At 58.3% G+C, this 649-nt stretch carries 1 protein-coding gene; it reads right to left on the reverse strand.

Annotated elements, in window-relative coordinates; genetic code table 11:
- Window positions 1-159: 159 nt before the first annotated feature.
- Window positions 160-649, reverse strand: a 490-nt coding sequence (locus QD357_RS32770; protein WP_414126159.1) for a conjugal transfer protein TraH, incomplete at its 5' end; no start/stop codon positions are given.

A 649-nucleotide genomic window follows, 5' to 3' on the forward strand; every position in this document is an offset into this window, starting at 1 on the left:
ACTGCCTGTGCTGCAACGAGAATTGTTTGCCCTCATACTGCAGGATCTGGCAGGCGCGCAGGATATGGTCRACGCAGTCATCGAAGTGACCCTCGACGGAGAGGACGCGGTTCTCACGCGCTATTCGCTTCCGGAAGCATAGTCGCCTTCCCAAGGAKATCATTTTCCTCCGATMGTCGACAGGTCGATCCGCATCTCAGCTGATCCAACGTTCTMGCTTTTCTCGGCGCTTTCAGTGCTTGTATCCGCAGGAGGTATGTCGCTGCCCTCCTCGGCCTCCTCTGGAGCCAATACATTGTCTATCGTCACGCTTTTCCCCGGATCCTCCGCCTGGAATACGCTCACGCCCTCKAACTCGCCGGTCTTCCAGGCATAGATGGCATCCTCGAATATCTGCKGGAAGACATCGTCGCCCTTCGGATTGCCGTACCACTTGGCAACGATCCTCAGGACTTTTGAGAACATCGCCGTCCCCTTGCGAAGGTTCTCGCAGGCGTCGATCAGATCGGGCTTCAGATCGGAAGCATCCTTGACGCCGACGCCCGCCGGAAACTGTGTCAGGCCGACACGCACCACTGCCTGGCCGACATACTGCCGGACGGTCGCCATGGCTTCGTCCGGCGTCGTCGCCTTCGGAACGAGAATCAGT

The sequence above is a fragment of the Rhizobium sp. BR 317 genome (assembly GCF_047445835.1).
GTDB classification, from domain to species: domain Bacteria; phylum Pseudomonadota; class Alphaproteobacteria; order Rhizobiales; family Rhizobiaceae; genus Rhizobium; species Rhizobium paranaense.